This window comes from Paracoccus sp. ME4 (assembly GCF_046736325.1).
Taxonomy (GTDB): domain Bacteria; phylum Pseudomonadota; class Alphaproteobacteria; order Rhodobacterales; family Rhodobacteraceae; genus Paracoccus.
In genome coordinates this window covers 1,791,169-1,807,247 of the sequence record NZ_CP151276.1, presented here as the reverse complement: position 1 = coordinate 1,807,247, position 16,079 = coordinate 1,791,169, and the positions used below count along the sequence as shown (strand labels likewise).

The window sequence follows — 16,079 nt, the reverse complement described above, 5'->3', positions numbered from 1 at the left end:
TCGGCCCGTCAATCCAGCAGGAGGGGCGGGAGGACCCGGCAATGGCCGGCGACCGCCGCCCCGACCGAGATCGCCTCGTCCCGCGGGCCCGCGCCGAACTGCGACAGGCCCGCGCCCGGTGCCTTTCGTGATCCGTCCAGCGTGAACAGGATGCCCTCGCCGCCCGCGCGGGGCTTGGGCGAGGCCCGCCACAGGCGCGTGCCGACGGGCTGGTTCATCACCCGCTGCGCGAAATCGCCCGCCGCGCACCAGTAATCCGTGTCTCGGCGTCCGCCGGACCACGCCACCGCGATCTCGGTCGGCCCGGCCTGTGTCACGGTCATGCCGTTGCGGGCCGTGAAGGCGGCTGCCGGCAGCGGCGTCATCAGGATCAGGGCGGCAAGGACGGTGCGGCGCATGGAATCTCCGGAACGGTGGCGCGGTCAGGCTGCCATGGTGGGGTCGTACGGGCAATGTGTCGAGGGGCTTGGACGAAAAACGCCCCCCGCGGTGTCGCGGAGGGCGGTGGATTTGGCTGTGGGGCCGGGATCACATCCCGGCCTGAACCTCGGCGCTTTCCTGCTGTACCACGGCGCCCGCCGTGGAGATGTCGCGGCCCGCGCCCTGCACGGTCTCGCAGGCGGCGAGGGTCATCATGGCCAGAACGGCGCTGAGGCCCAGGATCTTCTTCTGCACGGCTATTCTCCTTCATGGATAAGCATATGAGCTTGCAACGCTTTCCCTGCGGATCGGTTCCCTCAGAAGGCCACGCCGGCATGCAGGGCGATATTCGCATAGGGCGTGCATTCGCCCGTCCGCACAACCGCACGGGCGGTCCGGCTGTGCACCTTGAACCCCTCGTGGTCGATCAGCGTCACCGCGCCGACCGCGCGTTCGGCAAAGCGTGCACGCAGCGCCGGATCGGCCTCCTGCGCCAGAAGGCTGCGCTCCACCACCAATTCGGACAGGACCGCGTCCAGCACCTCGAAGATGCCCGGCACTCCGCGGGTCAGCGCCAGGTCGATGACGCGCACGCCCGGCGGGACGGGCAGGCCCGCATCCCCGATCACCAGCAGGTCGCCATGTCCCATGGCCGCGATCAGGCCGGACAGTTCGGCATGCAGCAGCGTCGTCTTCTTCATCGGGGGTCCTTTCAGGTCTCGGGCAGGGTCTGGGCCAGGTAGGCCATCATGTTGCCGCCCATGACCTTGGCGATCTGGGCGCCCGTCAGGCCCTGGTCGATCAGGGCTTGGGTCAGGGCGGGCAGATGCGCGGCGTCGAAGGGCGCGTCGACCGACCCGTCCCAGTCCGAGCCGAGCGAGACGTGATCCTCTCCGGCGACGCGGATCGCGGCGGCGATGGCCGCGGCCACGTCGGCGGGCGTCTCTCCGCAGACGACGTCGGACCAGAAGCCCACGCCGATCAGCCCGCCGGCCGCCGCGATCTGCGCCACCAGATCGTCGGGCAGATTGCGCGACGAGGGGCAATGCGCGCTGATCCCGGTATGGGACAGCACCGGCCGCGCGCCGGGCAGGGCCAGCACGTCGCGGACCATCTGCGGGCTGGCATGGGTCACGTCGATGATCATGCCGCGGTCGATCATCGCCAGCGCGACCTCACGCCCGAAATCGCTGAGGCCCTGACCCTCGCCCGCGCCATGCAGGCTGCCGCCCAGCTCGTTGTCGAAGAAATGCGTCAGCCCCATCAGCCGGAACCCGGCATCGTAAAGGACGTCCAGATTGGCGATGTCGCCCTCCAAGGGGTGCCCGCCTTCCGACCCCAGCAATCCGCCGATCACCGCCGCGCCCTCTGCGCGATCCGCCAGCAGGGCGGCCAGATCGGCGCGGCTGCGGATCACGCGCAGGGCGGCGGGGTCGCGTGCGGCGGCGGCATGCAGCGCCTCGGCCTGGACCAGCGCGCGTTCGCGCAACGATGTCCAGGACCGCGGCGGGCGCAGCTGGCCGATGAACAGCGGCGTGATGTTGTCGCCGGTCGCGGCCTCGTTGTGCTCATAGTTCTGGCCGCGCGGGCTTCTGGTGACCGTGGTGAAGACCTGCAGCGCGACATTGCCCTGGGCCAGACGCGGAATGTCGGTATGCCCCCGGTCGTGCCGCGCCAGCAGGTCGCGGTCCCACAGCAGCGCGTCCGAATGCCAGTCGCCGATCACCAGCCCCGCATGCAGGGCGCGGGCGCGGTCGCTGACCGGCCAGCCCTCGGCGGGCATGGTCACGGGGTTCATGCTGCGGTCGACATGGGCCGGAGCCAGGGTGAAGAAGGCGGCGGCCCCCACCGCGACCAACAGGCCCGCGCCAATGGCGATCTTTCTCAGCATGGTTCCTCCCGGCGCCGTCCCCTTGCGCGCAGGATAGGGCGTCGCGCGGCGGATGCTACGGAAATCCTCACCGCAGGGTCAGGCGCAGGATGTGCTGCGGCCCGATGCGACCGCCGTGATAGAGCGCGCCGGTGTCGACGAACCCGCCGGCCAGATAGACGGCCCGCGCGGCCGGGTTGGCCTGATTCACCGTCAGCACGCAGGCCGCGGCATCGGGGTAATGCCGCCGCAGATGCGCGCGCAGGGCCGCGATCGCGGCCTTGCCCGTGCCGCGCCCCTGTGCCGTCCGGTCGATCATCATGCCGCGCAGGCCGATCTCGTCCGCGCGGGCCTCTGGCAGGCGGTTGGCGTAGGCGCGGTCGATCTTGAAGAACCCGACCGGCACGCCCTCCGACAGCACGGCGTGAAAGTCGCAGGAGGGTTCGTCGGCATCGAAATGGCTGGCGATGCTGCCGCAGAACGGCTCCTGCTCGGGCGCGACGCGGATATGGGCCATGCGGGCGCGGGCGTCGCGCCCGATGCGTTCCAGTGCGATCACGCCTCCAGCGCCTCCAGCTGGTCGATGAAGCCCTCGATCATCGACAGGCCCTTGTCCCAGAAGGCCGGGTCCGACGCATCCAGCCCGAAGGGCGCCAGCAATTCGCTGTGATGGCGCGATCCGCCCGCCTTCAGAAGGTCGAAATACTTCTGCTGAAAGTCCGGCAGTCCGTCCTCATAGGCGGCATAGAGCGCGTTCACCAGCCCGTCGCCGAAGGCATAGGCATAGACGTAGAAGGGCGAATGCACGAAATGCGGCACATACGTCCAGAAGGTCTCATAGCCGGGCATGTACTCGAAGACCGGCCCCAGGCTTTCATGCTGGACCGCCATCCACAGCGCGTTGATGTCGTCGGGGGTCAGCTCGCCTTCCGCGCGGGCGGCATGCAGGCGGCATTCGAAGTCGTAGAAGGCGATCTGCCGGACGACCGTGTTGATCATGTCCTCGACCTTGCCGGCCAGCAGCGCCTTCTTCTGCGCCGGATCGGTGGTGCGGGCCAGAAGCGCGCGGAAGGTCAGCATCTCGCCGAAGACCGAGGCGGTTTCCGCCAGCGTCAGGGGGGTGGAGGCCAGAAGCTCTCCCTGCTCCGCCGCCAGGCGCTGATGGACGCCGTGACCCAGCTCATGGGCCAGCGTCATCACGTCGCGCGGCTTGCCCAGATAGTTCAGCAGGATGTAGGGATGAACCGTGGTGACGGTCGGATGCGCGAAGGCGCCCGGCGCCTTGCCCGGCTTGACGCCCGCGTCGATCCAGCCCTTGTCGAAGAAGGGCCGCGCCAGATCCGCCAGTGCCGGAGAGAAGCCGGCATAGGCGTCCAGGACCGTCGCCTGCGCCTCCGGCCAGTCGATCAGGCGCGGGGTCTCGGTCGGTAGGGGGGCGTTGCGGTCCCAGACCTGCAGCTTCTCCAGCCCCAGCCAGCGCGCCTTGAGCGCATAGTAGCGGTGCGAGAGGCGCGGATAGGCGGCGGTCACGGCGTTGCGCAGCGCTTCGACCACCTCGGGTTCGACATGGTTCGACAGGTGGCGGCCATGCTGGGGGCTGGGCATCTTGCGCCACTTGTCCTCGATGGCCTTCTCCTTGGCCAGCGTGTTGTGGATGCGCGTGAACAGCCCGACATTGGCGGTGAAGACCGTGGCCAGCGCCCGCGCGCCGGCCTCGCGCCGTGCGCGGTCGTGATCGGTCAGCAGGTTCAGCGTGGCCTCCAGGCCAAGCGTCTCGCCCGCGACCTCGAAGGTCAGCCCGGCGGTCGTCTCGTCGAACAGCCGGTTCCAGGCGGCGGCGCCCACGACCGAATTGTCGTGCAGGAACTGCTCCAGCTCGTCGGACAGCTGATGGGGGCGCATGGCGCGCATCCGGTCGAAGACCGGCTTGTAGCGGGCGGGGCCGTCGGACGCGGTGAAGACCGCGTCATAGCGGTCGTCGGGGATGCGGTTGAACTCCAGCCCGAAGAAGACCAGCGGCGCGGTCAGGTCGGTGATGCGCCCCTGCAGGTCACCCATCTGCTTGGCGCGGACCGCATCGGTGGTGTTCTGATAATAGCGCAGGCCCACATAGGACATGATGCGCCCGGCCAGGATGTCGATCTGCTGATAGGCCTCGACGCAGTCCAGCATCGCGGCCGCATCCAGATCGGCCAGCCTGCCCTGATAGGTGGCGGCAAAGTCGCGCACCCTGGCGTCCAGCGCCTCGATGTCGGCGGTCAGCTCGGGGCTGTCCGGCGCGGGATAAAGGTCGTCCAGATCCCATTCGGGAAGCGTCCCGAAGTCGCCCTTTGCCGGTTCCGCCGCGTCGAATGCCATCTGTCCCGCCATGATCGGTCCTTTCCGTAACTGTCGGACCAGATGTGGACCCTGCGGGCCGGGGGTGCAAGTGGCGCGGCCGTCAGGGGGCCATCGCCGCCTCGATCCCGCGGCCTGTCAGGGCGCGATGCACCGTCACCACACCGGAGGCTGAGCGATGCGCGACGGGCAGTCCCTCCACATGGGCGACCAGCCCCGGCAGGGCGGAGGCGCCCGCGGGCAGCAGCGGCGCCAGCGCCGCCGCGTCGGCCGCGGTCGCCGGACGGATGCGGGGCGTGGCCTCGTGGCGGTGAAAATCGCGGGTGATCGCGCCGCTGCGCTGGCCCCAGGGGCTGGCGGCGGTGCGGGCCTGATGGGCGGCGAAGGCCGCCGCATCGACGAAGATCTCGGAGAGGGTCCAGACCATCGGGTCGTCCTCCGACTGCGCGATGTCGAAGCGAAGGCAGCCCGGCTCGGCCCGGCTGGCGGCGACGTGATCGGGCAGCAGTTCCAGCGCGGTCATCAGCTGACCCATGTCGGCGCAGATCAGCCGCCCATGCAGGGCGACGGGCGGGTCGGTCAGGGTCACGGGCGTGCCGGTCAGGTCGGCGGTCGGGGCGTGGTGATGGCCGCAGGCGCAGTCCATGGCGGGTCCTTTCGCGGGATGACCCACGGTGGCCAAACGGGGCTGCAAGGTCAAGCCTCAGACCGGCTCGCCCGCCTCCAGGCGCGTCAGGAAGGCCGCCGCCTCGGCGCGGATCACGCGCCGCTTCTCAGCATCCATCCGGTCCCAGGTCGCATAGGCGCGGCCGATCCGCGGGTTCCGTTCGAACCGCTGACGGTGCCGCATCAGGAAGTCCCAGTAGAGCAGGTTGAACGGGCAGGCCTTTGGCCCGGTCTTGTCGGTGACCTTGTAGGCGCAGCTGCCGCAATAGTCCGACATCTTGTTGATGTAGTTGCCAGAACTGACATAGGGCTTCGATCCCACGATGCCCCCGTCGGCGAACTGGCTCATGCCGATGACATTGGGCGCCTCGACCCATTCATAGGCATCGGCATAGACGGCCAGATACCATTCATGGACCTGATGCGGGTCGATCCCGGCCAGCAGGGCGAAGTTGCCGGTCACCATCAGGCGCTGGATGTGATGGGCATAGGCATGGTCGCGCGTCTGTCCCACCGCCTGCGCCATGCAGGTCATCTTCGTGGGCTTGCCCCAATAGACCGGCGGCAGGTCGCGGTCATGGCGCAGGATGTTGCGCGCGGTGTAGTCCGGCCCCTCCAGGAAATAGATGCCGCGCATGAATTCTCGCCAGCCGATGATCTGGCGGATGAAGCCTTCGGCCGAATTCAGGCGAACGCGGCCCGCGGCATGGGCGTCGGCGGCGGCCTGGCAGACCTCCAGTGACGAGAGCAGGCCTGCATTGATGTAGGGCGACAGGATCGAATGGTGCAGGAACGGGTCGTCCTGCAGCATCGCGTCCTGATAGGGGCCAAATTCGTCCAGCGAATGGCGGATGAAGTGCTTGAGAACCTTCAGTGCGCCTTCGCGGTCGGTGGCCCAGGTGAAGGGGCGCAACCGGCCGAAATTGTCGGGAAAGCGCGCCTCGACCAGGTCCAGCACCTCGGCCGTCACGGCATCGGGTTCGAAGGTCGGGGGTCGCTCGCGCAGCAGGTCGGCCTGGGCGGGCTTGCGGTTGTCGTGGTCGTAGTTCCACTTGCCGCCCGCGGGCTGGTCGCCCTCCATCAGCAGGCCGGTCTTGCGGCGCATCTCGCGATAGAACCACTCCATGCGCAGTTCCTTGCGGCCCTCCGCCCAAGCCTCGAACTCGGCATGGCTGGCCAGGAAGCGCTCGTCGGGGCGCTGCGTCACCGGGATGGGCAGATCGCCCAAGGCGCGGATCAGGCGCCATTCGCCCGGCTCGGTCGCGATGACGGTATCGGCGCCATGCTCCGCCGCGCGACGCAGAAGCTCGCCGGGGATGGAATGGCTGTTCTCGGGGTCGTCCAGCGGCGTGTAGGCCACGGTCAGCCCGCGGTCGCGCAGTTGGGTCGCGAACTTGCGCATCGCGGCAAAGAGGAACGCGATCTTCTGCGGGTGATGGGGGACATAGCCGGCCTCGTCCCCGACCTCGGCCATGACGATCACGTCGTCGGGCCCGGCATCGCGAAGCGGGGTCAGGTCATGGGACAGCTGGTCGCCCAGCACCAGGATCAGTCGCGTCATCATGCACCCCCGAAACGAAAGGACGCGCAGGTTTCCCCGCGCGTTCCCCGGATGTCATGCGACGCGGTGCCGCGTCATTTCCATTCGCCCGTCATTCCCACTCAATGGTGCCCGGCGGCTTGGAGGTGATGTCATAGGTGCAGCGGTTGATGCCCTTGACCTCGTTGATGATCCGCGTCGCGGTCTCACCCAGGAATTCGTGGGTGAAGGGATAGTAATCCGCCGTCATGCCGTCGACCGAAGTGACCGCCCGGAGCGCGCAGGCAAAGTCATAGGTCCGCCCGTCGCCCATCACGCCCACGGTGCGCACCGGCAGGATCGCCACGAAGGCCTGCCAGATCTCGTCATAGAGGCCATGCCTGCGGATCTGGTCGATGAAGACCGCATCGGCCTTGCGCAGGATCTCCAGCTTTTCGCGGGTGATCTCTCCGGGGCAGCGGATGGCCAGGCCAGGGCCGGGGAAGGGGTGGCGGCCGATGAAGCTCTCGGGCAGACCCAGCTCGCGGCCCAGTTCGCGCACCTCGTCCTTGAACAGCTCGCGCAGCGGCTCGACCAGCTTCAGGCCCATCTTTTCGGGCAGGCCGCCCACATTGTGGTGCGACTTGATCGTGACCGACGGACCGCCGGAGAAGCTGACGCTCTCGATCACGTCCGGGTAGAGCGTGCCCTGCGCCAGGAAGTCCGCGCCGTCGATCTGGCTCGCGTATTTCTGGAACACGTCGATGAAGAGCCGGCCGATGGTCTTGCGCTTGACCTCGGGGTCGCTGACGCCTTCCAGCGCGCCCAGGAACAGGTCGCTCTCGTTCGCGTGGATCAGCGGGATGTTGTAGTTGTCGCGGAACATCTTCACGACGTCCTCGCCCTCGTTCAGGCGCAAGAGCCCGTGATCGACGAAGACGCAGGTCAGCTGATCGCCGATCGCCTCGTGGATCAGGACCGCGGCCACGGAGGAATCGACGCCGCCCGACAGGCCGCAGATGACCTTGCGGTCGCCCACCTGCTCGCGGATCTTGCGGATCGCCTCGTCCTTGTAGCTGGCCATGGTCCAGTCGCCGGTGAAGCCTGCCAGCCGGACGAAGTTCTCCAGCATGGTGCGGCCGTTCGGCGTGTGATGCACCTCGGGGTGGAACTGCACGGCATAGAAATGCCGCGCCTCGTCCGCGATCATCGCCATGGGCGCGTTGGGCGAGGTGCCGATGACCTCGAAGCCCGGCGCCAGCGCGGTCACGCGGTCGCCATGGCTCATCCAGACCTCCTCGCGGCCCGTGTCGAACAGGCCCGCGAAGATGCCGTCGCCCTTGTGCCCCGGCGCGGGCGCGATGAAGGCGCGGCCGTATTCGGCGTGATGCCCGGCCTCGACCCGGCCGCCCAGCTGCTCCATCATCACCTGCTGGCCATAGCAGATGCCGAAGACGGGCACGCCCATCTCGAACACGGCCTGGGGCGCGCGGGGGCTGCCGTCGGTCGTGACGCTGGCGGGGCCGCCCGACAGGATGATCGCCTGCGGCGCCATCTGGCGCAGCCGGTCGTCGGTCACTGTGTTGAACGGGTGGATTTCGCAATAGACGTTCAGTTCACGCAGGCGACGCGCGATCAGCTGCGTCACCTGGCTGCCGAAGTCGATGATCAGAAGGCGCTGGTGCTGGGTCATGCCATGCGCTTTAAGCGCGGTTTCATGGCCTTGCAAGGGTTTCGCGGAACCCGTGCCCCGATCGGACGTTCCGCGCCATGAATGGTCGGTCCGCATCGCGCGCCCCGCGTGCGCTGCGACACCACCCCGACCGCCCCCATCGAACGCATGAGGTCGCCCATGATCCGCCCCAGTCTTCTCATCGCCGGCCTGTTGGCGCTGCCCGCCTGTCAGGGTGTGGGCATTCCGCTGCGGACGGCGCCAACGCCCCCCGTGGAACAGGCGCTGGCGACCGAGTGCCGGGGCGACGCCGAGGCGGGGATGCGCCTTTCGGCGGCGGTGAATGCCGCGCGTCTGGCCGAGGGCAAGCCCGACCTGGCGCCCCAGGCCGATCTGGACCGCATCGCGCTGGCCCATGCCTGCGACATGGCGCGGACCGGGCGTGCGGACGTGGCCGGGTCGAACGGATCGAACGTGGTCGATCGGGCGCGGTCCGTCGGCTATCCGACCTGCGGGGTGGTGCAGCTGGTGGGCGCGGGCGGCACGCCCGAAGGCACGGTGGCCGCCTGGATGGTGCCCGGCCCGCAGCGCGAGCAGGTGCTGGGCCAGCTGAGCTATCAGATCGGCAGCGGAGTCGCGCGGGGCGCGGACGGGCGGCTGTGGCACAGCACGGTTCTGGGCAACAACTGCCGCTGAACCGAAAGGGGCGCGGTGTGACCCGCGCCCCCTTCGCTTACTTTTCGGGTAGCAGGCCCCGTGGCGCGAAGCGCAGCACCAGAAGCAGCACCGCCCCCATCGCGATGAAGCGCATGTGTGGCGCGCTGTCCAGAAGATGCGCCTTGACCGGGCCGTCGGCCATCGGGCCGGTCAGCATCGCGATCAGGGCAGGGCCCCAGACCTCGGCCTTGATCCACAGGAACCAGATCGTGACCGCGCCCAGCACCGCGCCCCAGTTGTTGCCGGAGCCGCCGACGATCACCATGACCCAGATCAGGAACGTGTAGCGCAGCGGGTTGTAGCTGGTCGGCGCCAGAAGCCCGTCCAGCGTGACCATCATCGCGCCCGCGACCCCGATCACCGCGGACCCCAGGATGAAGACCTGCAGGTGGCGCCGGGTGACGTCCTTGCCCATCGCCTCGGCCGCGGTCTCGTTGTCGCGGATGGCGCGCATCATGCGGCCCCAGGGCGATTTCAGCGCCAGCTCGGCCAGCAGGATGATGACCAGCAGCACCACCAGGAACAGCGACATGTAGGAGAGCTTGACCCAGATGCCCGAAGCCTCGGCCGCCTGGAAGCCCCAGGACTGCGCGAAGGCCACGAAGTCGGGGTTCTGCTGCAGCGCCACCTCCTGCGCGACGGGGCGCGGGATGTTGGTGATGTTCTTGACGCCACGGGCCAGCCAGTCCTCGTTCTTGAGGACCGCGACGATGATCTCGCCGATGCCGAGAGTCGCGATGGCCAGATAGTCCGAGCGCAGGCCCAGGGCGACCTTGCCGATGGCCCAGGCCGCGGCGGCCGCGAAGAGGCCCCCCACGACCCAGGACAGCAGCACCGGCAGGCCCAGGCCCCCGATATTGCCGTTCCGGGCGGGGTTGTTCGCCTCGATCGCGGTCACGGCGGGATCGAACAGCCAGCGATAGGCGATGAAGCCCGCGATCAGCACCACGGCGGTCAGCAGGCCGCTGCGCGTGCGCGCCCAGGCCAGCTTGGCCATGGCCAGCGTGCCCAATCCCACGGCCAGCGCCAGAAGCAGGCGCGTGCCGCCCGACTGCCACGCGCCCTCGACCGGGGGCAGCGAGACCAGCACGGGTGCCAGCGCGCCCATGGCCAGAAAGCCCACGACGCCCACGTTGAAGAGGCCCGCATAGCCCCATTGCATGTTCACGCCCAGGGCGGTGATCGCCGACAGGAGCCCCATGTTCAGGATCGCCAGAGAGGTGTTCCAGCTGCCCGAGAACATGCTGTTGCGCACCGTCCCCTCCAGCACGAACAGCACGGCGAGGATCGCGAACAGGATCGGCGCGCGCCAGGGGCTGGCGGATGTCGCGGCTTGACGGTTGGTTGCCATGATCTCTCCCCCTCAGACCGATTTGCCGCGGAACAGGCCGGTGGGCCTGAACAGCAGGACGACGATCAGGATGACGAAGCTGACCGCGAACTTGTATTCCGTGCCCAGAAGCTGCATCAGCCCGCCGGGTTCGTACCAGGGCGCCAGATAGCCCACCACCTTGACCCAGGGATAGGTCACCGCGACCTCGGAGAAGGCCACCAGGAAGCCGCCCGCGATGGCGCCGAGCGGATTGCCCAGCCCCCCCACGATGGCCGCCGCAAAGATCGGCAGCAGGATCTGGAAATAGTTGAAGGCCTTGAACGACTTGTCCAGACCATAGAGCGTGCCCGCGATGGTCGCGAGGCCCGCGGCGATGATCCAGGTCATCCGCACGACGCGTTCGGGGTCGATGCCCGACAAAAGCGCCAGATCCTCGTTGTCGGAATAGGCGCGCATGGCCTTGCCGGATTTGGTGCGGTTCAGGAACCAGAACAGCGCGACCATCACGATCAGCGCGACGCCGACGGTCAGCGCCTGCGTCGAGCGCAGCGCCAGACCCTCCTCCAGCCCGGTCATCTCGCGGAAGTCGCGGACGGCGATGATGAAGCGGGCGCCGTCGTCGAAGCGGATCTCATCGACGCCGATCAGGATGCGGGTCAGGCCGTTCATCACGAACATCACGCCCACGGACGCCATGACCAGGATGATCGGCGCGGCCTTCTGCCGGCGATAGAACTTGTAGACCGCGCGGTCGGTGCCCAGCACCAGAAGCGCCGTCAGCGCGATGCCGAAGGGCAGGGCGATCAGCGCCGTGGGCAGCGGCCCCGCGCTGACGCCCAGGGATTGCAGCCCCCAGGTCAGCAGGATCACGATGCCTGTCCCGAAGGCCATGGTGTCGCCATGCGCGAAGTTCGAGAAGCGCAGGATGCCGTAGATCAGCGTGACGCCAAGCGCGCCAAGCGCCAGCTGCGCGCCATAGGCGGCGGCCGGGATGAAGACGAAGTTCAGAAAGACCACGAGGGCGTTCAGGATATCCATGGCTCAGCCCCCCAGGAAGGTGCGGCGCACCTCGTCGTTCTGCATCAGTTCGCGGCCGGTGCCGGTATGGGCGTTCGCGCCCTGGACCAGCACATAGGCCTTGTCGGCGATCATCATCGCCTGGCGCGCGTTCTGCTCCACCATCAGGACGGGCAGACCGCCGCGCGCGATGGCGATGATGCGGTCGAACAGCTCGTCCATCACGATGGGGCTGACGCCTGCGGTGGGTTCGTCCAGCATCAGGACCTGCGGCTGCGTCATCAGCGCGCGGCCCACGGCGACCTGCTGGCGCTGGCCGCCCGACAGCTCTCCGGCGGCCTGGCGGCGCTTAGCGGCGACGGCGGGGAACAGCTCATAGACCTGCTCCATCGTCGCGCGGATGTCGTCGCGGCGGATATAGGCGCCCATCTCCAAGTTCTCCTCGACCGTCATGGACGGGAAGATGTTGTTGACCTGCGGGACGAAGCCCATCCCCGCCTTGACCCGGTCCTGGGGGTTCAGGGCGGTGATGTCCTGCCCGTTCAGCCGGACCGACCCCTGGCGCAGGTTCAGCATCCCGAAGATGGCCTTCATCGCGGTGGACTTGCCCGCGCCGTTGGGGCCGACGATCACGGCAATCTGGCCCTGTTCGACCGCGATGGTGCAGTCGTGCAGGATGTCGGCGCCCTTGCCGTATCCGCCGGTCATGCCCTCGCCGATCAGGAACGGATCGCCCGCGCGGCCCGCGCCCACCGGCCCCGACCGGCGGGTGCCGTCGATCGTGCCGCGCCCGGCCGGGTTCACCACCGACAGGTCGCGGCTGCCGCGATTGCCGAAGACAGCGTCCTGGTCGCTCATCCCACCATGTCCTTGTTCTTCAGGCCGGTGCCCAGATAGGCCTCGATCACCGCCTCGTTCTTCATGATGTCCTGGGCGCTGCCCTTGGCCAGGACCTTGCCCTCGGCCATCACGATCACCGGGTCGCAGAGCTTGCCGATGAAATCCATGTCATGCTCGATCACGCAGAAGGTATAGCCGCGTTCCCTGTTCAGGCGGATGATCGCGTCGGCGATAGTCATCAGCAGGGTGCGGTTCACGCCCGCGCCAACCTCGTCAAGGAAGACGATCTTGGCGTCGACCATCATCGTGCGGCCCAGCTCCAGAAGCTTCTTCTGACCCCCGGACAGGTTGCCGGCCTTCTCATGGGTCAGGTGACGGATGGTCAGGAAATCCAGCACTTCGTCGGCCTTGCGACGCAGCGCGGCCTCCTCGCGCTCGATCCGGCCGCGCTGGAACCAGGTCTTCCAGATCGTCTCGCCGGATTGCGCGCCGGGAACCATCATCAGGTTCTCGCGCACCGTCATCGAGCTGAACTCATGCGCCAGCTGGAAGGTGCGCAGCAGGCCCTTGTGGAACAGTTCGTGCGGCGGCAGGCCTGTGATGTCCTCTCCGTCCATGAAGACGCGCCCCGAGGTGGGGGGCAGCACGCCCGCGATCACGTTGAACAGCGTCGATTTTCCCGCGCCGTTCGGCCCGATCAGCCCGGTGATCGAGCCGGTCTCGATCGTCAGGCTGGCGCCGTCCACGGCGCGGAACCCGCCGAAATGTCTGTGAAGGTCCTCGACCCTGATCATTCTTCCACATCCCCGTCTTCACGTTCTGGGTGAAGATGTGCCGTCAAGCGGCTGTTATCATTGCAAATCGGCCCGGCGTCCCAAGGGATGCCGGGCCGGTCGTCAGGTGACGTCCTCAACGGTAGCCGACGACCTCGATCTTGCCGTCGGTGAACTGGATCTCGCGGAAGGTGCCGGCGGATTCACCGGGCTCGACCAGCTCGACCGCGGTCGCGCCGACATAGTCGACATCGCCGCCGCCGTTGATGATCTCCAGCGCCTTGGCCAGCTGACCCGGCAGGATCTGCTCGCCGGGGCCGTTGGCCACGTCCATGACGTGATCCTTGTAGACCGCCGGATCGGAGGACTTGGCCTTGGCCATCGCCATCAGCATCAGCGCCGCCGCGTCATAGGCCTCGCCCGAGAAGGCGCCCGAACCGTCGTAGCCCGCGGCCTCGGCCATGGACAGATAGGCCTCGCGGCCCTCGCCCTCGGCGGCGGGGTTCTGGCCGAAGCTGCCGTCGATCTCGGAGCCGAAATTCGTCTCCAGCGCGGCGCCGACCATGCCGTCGGGGAAGACGAAGGTGTCGAATGCGCCGGTGTCCAGCGAGGCGCGCACCACGCCCGAACCGCCCTGATCGACATAGCCGACCACGACCAGCGCGTCGCCGCCCGCCGCGGCCAGGGCCGCGACCTCGGCCGAATAGTCGGCCTTGCCGTCGTCATGGGCGCTGTTGGTGGTCACGGTGCCGCCCGCAGCGGTGAAGGCCGCGGCAAAGCTGTCGGCCAGGCCCTTGCCGTAGTCGTTGTTGGTATAGGTCACGGCGACGTTCTCGATCCCGCGCTCGCGCACGATCTCGGCCATCACCTCGCCCTGGCGGGCGTCGGAGGGGGCGGTGCGGAAGAACAGGCCGTCATCCGCGATGTCGGTCAGCGCGGGCGAGGTGGCCGAGGGCGAGATCATCACCATGCCGTTCGCCTTGGCGACGTTCTCCAGCGAGGCGATCGTCTCGCCCGAGCACATGCCGCCGATCATGCCCTTGATGCCTTCGGAGGCGATCAGGCGCTCGACCGTCGCGGTGGCCGCGGCGGCGTCGATGCAGGTGCTGTCGCCGGTCACCGCGACGACGGTCGATCCGTCCAGCAGCAGGCCCGAGTCGCTGACTTCCTTCATCGCCATCTCGGCACCCTGCTGCATCGCGGGGGCCATCGATTCCAGCGGTCCGGTGAAGCCGAGCGAGATGCCCAGCTTGATTTCTTCGGCGCCCGCGGCACCGGCCAGAAGCGCGCCGGCGGCGGTCGCAAGAAGAAGTTTTTTCATGTGGAAGTCTCCCAGTTGGAACATTGTCCTGCGCGTCACGTTAGGGGCGACCCTTCCAAAAAGAAAGTGCGTTGTCGCGCGCATTTGCATGGTTTTTGGACAGGTTGCCCGGTCCGGGGGCGGCGGTCCGGGCAGACCGCCGCAGCCTATGGGTTCACCCCGCGACGCGGCCCGCGGCCAGCACCGGCTGATAGATCTGCTCCAGCCGGGCGATGGCCTCCTGCGGGGACATCTCCTCGGTCTCTCCGCTGCGGCGGCAGGTCAGTTCGACCTTGTTCGCGGTCAGGCCGCGCGGGCCTACGGTGATGCGCCACGGCAGGCCGATCAGGTCCATCGACGCGAACTTCGCCCCCGCCCGCTCGTCGCGGTCGTCATAGAGCGGGTCCAGACCCCGCGCCTGCAGTTCGGCATAGATCGCGTCGCAGGCTGCGTCGGTCGAGTTGTCGCCCTGTTTGAGGTTCACGATGCCGACATGGAAGGGCGTCACGCCCTCGGGCCAGATGATGCCCTTGGCGTCGTGATTGGCCTCGATGATCGCGCCCAGAAGGCGGCTGACGCCGATGCCGTGGCTGCCCATGTGGACCGGCACGCGCTGGCCGTCGGGACCCACGACCGTGGCGCCCATCGGTTCGGAATACTTCGTCCCGAAATAGAAAATCTGCCCGACCTCGATGCCGCGCGCGGTGCGGCGGCGCTCCTCGGGGACCTCGGCATAGACGGCCTGGTCATGGGTCTCGTCGGTGCGGGCGTAGCGGCTGGTGAATTCCTCCAGCACGGCCTGGCACTCCTCGACGCTGTCATAGTCGATGGCGCGGTCGCCGAAGGTCAGGTCGGTGATCTGGCTGTCGTAGAAGACCTCGGATTCGCCCGTCTCGGCCAGGACCAGGAACTCGTGGGTGTAGTCGCCGCCGATCGGGCCGCCATCGGCGCGCATCGGGATCGCCTGCAGGCCCATCCGCTCATAGCTGCGCAGATAGCTGACCAGGTGCCGGTTGTAGGCGTGCAGCGCGGCCTCCTTGGTCAGGTCGAACGTATAGCCGTCCTTCATCAGGAACTCGCGGCCGCGCATCACGCCGAAGCGCGGGCGGATCTCGTCGCGGAACTTCCACTGGATGTGATACAGCGTCAGGGGCAGGTCCTTGTAGCTGTTCACATGGGACCGGAAGATGTCGGTGATCATCTCCTCGTTCGTGGGACCATAGAGCAGGTCGCGCTTGTGGCGGTCCTTGATGCGCAGCATCTCCTCGCCATAGTCGTCATAGCGGCCGCTCTCGCGCCACAGGTCGGCCGGCTGCAGTGTGGGCATCAGCATGGGGATGTGGCCCGCGCGGATCTGCTCGTCATGGACGATCTGCTCGATGCGTTTCAGCACCTTGAACCCCAGGGGCAGCCAGGAATAAATCCCCGCCGCCTGCTGCTTGATCATACCCGCGCGCAGCATCAGGCGGTGGCTGACGATCTGCGCCTCCTTGGGGTCTTCCTTGAGGACAGGCAGGAAATAACGCGACAGACGCATGGGCAGGGTCCTTGATGACGGTTCCGGGCAGGGTTAGCGGATCGCCCGGGCCTTGCCAAGCACGCCGCTTGCAACGAC

The 16,079-nt window shown here is 67.9% G+C and carries 16 protein-coding genes; 1 reads left to right on the top strand and 15 read right to left on the bottom strand.

Annotated elements, in window-relative coordinates:
• Positions 1–8 precede the first annotated feature (8 nt).
• From AACG61_RS09265 to guaA, 9 genes are all read right to left on the bottom strand, one after another.
• Positions 9–398: a hypothetical protein gene (locus tag AACG61_RS09265; RefSeq protein ID WP_411836848.1), complete on the bottom strand. Its 390-nt coding sequence runs from the start codon at positions 396–398 to the stop codon at positions 9–11.
• A gap of 130 nt (positions 399–528) precedes the next feature.
• Positions 529–636 carry an entericidin A/B family lipoprotein gene (locus tag AACG61_RS09260; protein WP_135314332.1) on the bottom strand — a complete coding sequence of 36 codons (108 nt, stop codon included), beginning with the start codon at positions 634–636 and terminating at the stop codon, positions 529–531.
• 101 nt (positions 637–737) lie between these two features.
• Positions 738–1,121: a D-ribose pyranase gene (gene rbsD / locus AACG61_RS09255; protein ID WP_411836847.1), complete on the bottom strand. Its 384-nt coding sequence runs from the start codon at positions 1,119–1,121 to the stop codon at positions 738–740.
• A gap of 11 nt (positions 1,122–1,132) precedes the next feature.
• Complete coding sequence (locus AACG61_RS09250; protein ID WP_411836846.1) at positions 1,133–2,311, bottom strand: dipeptidase; 1,179 nt, start codon at positions 2,309–2,311, stop codon at positions 1,133–1,135.
• Between the two features lie 67 nt (positions 2,312–2,378).
• Positions 2,379–2,849 (bottom strand): GNAT family N-acetyltransferase, encoded by a 471-nt coding sequence (locus AACG61_RS09245; RefSeq protein WP_411836845.1) that lies wholly within the window; start codon positions 2,847–2,849, stop codon positions 2,379–2,381.
• Complete coding sequence (locus tag AACG61_RS09240; RefSeq protein WP_411836844.1) at positions 2,846–4,660, bottom strand: M3 family oligoendopeptidase; 1,815 nt, start codon at positions 4,658–4,660, stop codon at positions 2,846–2,848. The genes AACG61_RS09245 and AACG61_RS09240 overlap by 4 nt, the downstream gene beginning before the upstream one ends.
• Positions 4,661–4,730: 70 nt before the next feature.
• Positions 4,731–5,273 carry a putative quinol monooxygenase gene (locus AACG61_RS09235; RefSeq protein WP_411836843.1) on the bottom strand — a complete coding sequence of 181 codons (543 nt, stop codon included), beginning with the start codon at positions 5,271–5,273 and terminating at the stop codon, positions 4,731–4,733.
• Between the two features lie 57 nt (positions 5,274–5,330).
• Positions 5,331–6,854, bottom strand: coding sequence for a cryptochrome/photolyase family protein (locus AACG61_RS09230; protein WP_411839489.1), 1,524 nt, complete (start codon positions 6,852–6,854; stop codon positions 5,331–5,333).
• 91 nt (positions 6,855–6,945) lie between these two features.
• The gene (gene guaA, locus AACG61_RS09225; RefSeq protein WP_411836842.1) at positions 6,946–8,505 is read right to left on the bottom strand and encodes a glutamine-hydrolyzing GMP synthase; all 1,560 of its coding nucleotides are present in this window, start codon (positions 8,503–8,505) and stop codon (positions 6,946–6,948) included.
• A 159-nt stretch (positions 8,506–8,664) separates the two neighbouring features.
• Between guaA and AACG61_RS09220 the strand changes: the two genes are divergently transcribed.
• Positions 8,665–9,180, top strand: a complete 516-nt coding sequence (locus AACG61_RS09220) for a CAP domain-containing protein (RefSeq protein WP_411836841.1) — start codon at positions 8,665–8,667, stop codon at positions 9,178–9,180.
• A gap of 37 nt (positions 9,181–9,217) precedes the next feature.
• On the opposite strand, the gene AACG61_RS09215 is transcribed toward AACG61_RS09220, so the two are convergent.
• From AACG61_RS09215 to proS, 6 genes are all read right to left on the bottom strand, one after another.
• Positions 9,218–10,552 carry a branched-chain amino acid ABC transporter permease gene (locus AACG61_RS09215; RefSeq protein WP_411836840.1) on the bottom strand — a complete coding sequence of 445 codons (1,335 nt, stop codon included), beginning with the start codon at positions 10,550–10,552 and terminating at the stop codon, positions 9,218–9,220.
• 12 nt (positions 10,553–10,564) lie between these two features.
• The gene (locus tag AACG61_RS09210) at positions 10,565–11,572 is read right to left on the bottom strand and encodes a branched-chain amino acid ABC transporter permease (protein WP_411836839.1); all 1,008 of its coding nucleotides are present in this window, start codon (positions 11,570–11,572) and stop codon (positions 10,565–10,567) included.
• 3 nt (positions 11,573–11,575) lie between these two features.
• Positions 11,576–12,409, bottom strand: coding sequence for an ABC transporter ATP-binding protein (locus tag AACG61_RS09205; protein WP_411836838.1), 834 nt, complete (start codon positions 12,407–12,409; stop codon positions 11,576–11,578).
• Positions 12,406–13,185: an ABC transporter ATP-binding protein gene (locus tag AACG61_RS09200; protein WP_411836837.1), complete on the bottom strand. Its 780-nt coding sequence runs from the start codon at positions 13,183–13,185 to the stop codon at positions 12,406–12,408. Before AACG61_RS09200 ends, AACG61_RS09205 begins: the two co-directional genes overlap by 4 nt.
• A 115-nt stretch (positions 13,186–13,300) precedes the next feature.
• Entirely contained in the window at positions 13,301–14,485 is a 1,185-nt protein-coding gene (locus AACG61_RS09195) for an ABC transporter substrate-binding protein (RefSeq protein ID WP_411836836.1), read from the bottom strand.
• A gap of 154 nt (positions 14,486–14,639) precedes the next feature.
• Positions 14,640–16,001 (bottom strand): proline--tRNA ligase, encoded by a 1,362-nt coding sequence (gene proS, locus AACG61_RS09190; protein WP_411836835.1) that lies wholly within the window; start codon positions 15,999–16,001, stop codon positions 14,640–14,642.
• Between the last annotated feature and the right edge of the window lie 78 nt (positions 16,002–16,079).